Origin of the sequence: Halomonas sp. 707D4 (assembly GCF_024158685.1) — a bacterium.
In the GTDB taxonomy this organism is placed as follows: Bacteria; Pseudomonadota; Gammaproteobacteria; order Pseudomonadales; family Halomonadaceae; genus Vreelandella.
In genome coordinates, this window is sequence record NZ_JAMZBD010000491.1 from 1 (window position 1) to 2,233 (window position 2,233).

Consider the following 2,233-nt stretch of genomic DNA (forward strand, 5'->3'; position numbering starts at 1 on the left):
AGTGGCTCATCAAGTGAAGCTCGCCGACCTGGGAGGCGGCGGCCAGGCGACGCCAGACCCGCTCCACCCGGGCGGGCTCGAAGCCCAGCCGGTGCATGCCGGAGTCGACCTTCAGCCAGACCGGAATGGGCCGCCGCGGCGTGAAGGCGAGCAGCGCCTCGACCTGCCAGTCGCTGTGCACGCTGACCCAGAAGCCGTGCTCGTCGATGAGGGCGAGCTCGTCGGCGTCGAAAAACCCCTCGAGCAGCACGACGGGCCTGGTGATACCGCCGGCGCGAAGCGCGAGCGCCTCCTCGATCGAGGCGACCGCCAGGGCCGGGGCGAGGGGTTCGAGCGCTCGGGCACAGGCCAGCGCCCCATGGCCATAGGCATCGGCCTTGATGACCGCCACGGAGCGACTTTGCGGAGCGCAGTCGGCGGCGATGCGGTAGTTGTGACGCAGCGCGTCCAGGTCGATATGGGCCGCTAACGGGCGCATGACGGATTCTCGCTTAGCAGGCCGGCCGCAGCGGCCTGTCACTGATTGCTTGGGTATAAAAATGCCCACGTAGTGGGCTCTGTGGTGATGCTTGATACCGGAAAACGTTGGTACTGGAAAACGACGCACCGGCGTCGATCCGGTGCATCGTCCTTGCCTGGGCAAGGCAGTGAGGCTCAGCTTTCGAAGATGGCGTCGAGGGACAGCCCTTGCTTCTCCAGCGAGCGACGAAGCTTCTTTAAGGCTTCCACCTGGATCTGGCGAACCCGCTCACGCGTCAGGCCGATCTCGGCGCCCACCTCTTCGAGGGTCGCCGCCTCGTGACCGCGCAGCCCAAAGCGGCGTACCACCACCTCCCGCTGCTTCTCGCTGAGCTCGTCGAGCCAATGGTCGACGTGCTCGCGCACATCGCCGTCGACCAGCGACGACTCGGGGCCGGAGACCTCGTCGTCCGCCAGGGTGTCGATCAGCGGCTTGTCGCTCTCCCCACCCATCGGATAGTCGACGGACGAGACCCGCTCGTTGAGCCCCAGCATCTTCTTGACGGTGTCCACCGGCTTGTCCAGGTGCTCGGCGATCTCCTCGGCGGTGGCCTCGTGATCGAGCTTCTGGGTCAGCTCCCGCGCGGCGCGCAGGTAGATGTTGAGCTCCTTGACCACGTGGATCGGCAGGCGAATCGTGCGGGTCTGGTTCATCAGCGCCCGCTCGATGGTCTGGCGAATCCACCAGGTGGCGTAGGTCGAAAAGCGAAACCCGCGCTCGGGGTCGAACTTCTCCACCGCGCGAATCAGCCCCAGGTTGCCCTCCTCGATCAGATCGAGCAGCGTCAGTCCGCGGTTCAGATAACGCCGGGCGATCTTGACCACCAGGCGCAGGTTCGACTCGATCATGCGCGAGCGCCCGAGCGGGTCGCCCTTGCGCGCCAGACGACCGTAGTAGACCTCCTCCTCAGGCGTCAGAAGCGGCGAGAAACCGATCTCGTTGAGATAGATCTGTGTCGCATCCAGGCTCTGGGTCGACTGACGATCCTCGCGCCCCAGGGCTTTCTCGAAGGCATCTTCCTCTTCGACGACCGTGTCATCGGCGTCGTCCAGTGCCTCTTCTGCGGTCTCCAGGTCAACCTCCTGCAGGTCCTTCTCCAGCATACTCATGGTCTTACCCCCGTTGTCTTGCCAACCGCCATGTAGAAAATTAAGGGTGGTCGCACTGCATGTGCGCGTGCACCGTTATTGTTATATGACGCTCCAATCAAGCTATCCGGGTTCTTTTCGAGGCGTTAACCGCTCTCTCCAAGCCGATTTTATGGATATAGAACGCGTTAGCGCGATGGTAAAAAGTCCAAGGGGTTCTGAGGCTGGCCGTCGCGGCGCACCTCAAAATGCAGTTTGACGCTGTCGGTGTCGCTATCGCCCATGGTGGCAATGACTTCTCCCGCTTCGACCACATCGTTTTCGCTGACCCGCAAGCTATCGTTGTGGGCATAGGCGCTGAGATACTGGTCGTTGTGTTTCAGTAGTATGAGGTTGCCGTAACCTCGTACACCGCTGCCGGCGTAGACGACGATGCCGGGGCCGGCTGCCTTCACAGGTTGCCCCTTTTGGCCGGTGATATCAATCCCGGCGGTGATGGTTCCTCCCTCACCGAAGGCGCCACTGACCTGGCCATCTGTGGGCCATTGCCATTGGACATTGTCGACCGGGGTAAAGGTCCGTGAAGAGCGATCCGGGGTACTCGCCTGGGCGGGGGCGGCCTGGG

At 63.2% G+C, this 2,233-nt stretch carries 3 protein-coding genes; all 3 read right to left on the minus strand.

Going from position 1 to position 2,233, the window contains the following annotated elements:
- Positions 1 to 478: alanine racemase (locus BIS11_RS15665; RefSeq protein WP_253586499.1), on the minus strand; the 478-nt coding region annotated here is incomplete at its 3' end.
- Positions 479 to 654: 176 nt separating this feature from the next.
- Positions 655 to 1,629: an RNA polymerase sigma factor RpoS gene (gene rpoS, locus BIS11_RS15670; RefSeq protein WP_253423325.1), complete on the minus strand. Its 975-nt coding sequence runs from the start codon at positions 1,627 to 1,629 to the stop codon at positions 655 to 657.
- Positions 1,630 to 1,796: 167 nt separating this feature from the next.
- Positions 1,797 to 2,233 (minus strand): peptidoglycan DD-metalloendopeptidase family protein (locus BIS11_RS15675; protein WP_253586500.1); only part of this gene is annotated, 437 nt, incomplete at its 5' end.